The following is a 239-nucleotide window of genomic DNA, read 5'->3' on the forward strand; positions in this document are numbered from 1 at the left end:
GTTATTTCGCTCGCGCCCGATTGGATCACCGGGCGCGTCAAGGTAGGGTTTCTCGTATGAGCGCAGTGCTGAACGATCGTGACGCCATCCTGCAGGCGGCGGCCACGCGGATCGTCAATCCGAAGTATGCGGACATCCTCCTGTCGCAGAGCGCGCCGGCATTCCATGTGACCGCAGGCGGCACGGCCGACGTGGCGTCGATCACCGTCAGCGCTACACTGGTGGGCCTGGAAGGCGCC

At 64.9% G+C, this 239-nt stretch carries 1 protein-coding gene; it reads left to right on the forward strand.

The genetic code is table 11. The features are described from left to right. Positions 1-56 precede the first annotated feature (56 nt). On the forward strand, positions 57-239 hold a 183-nt coding region (locus KVT32_RS31445), incomplete at its 3' end, for a hypothetical protein (RefSeq protein ID WP_217619570.1).

The organism is Achromobacter sp. GbtcB20 (assembly GCF_019091095.1).
Lineage (GTDB): Bacteria > Pseudomonadota > Gammaproteobacteria > Burkholderiales > Burkholderiaceae_B > Achromobacter > Achromobacter mucicolens.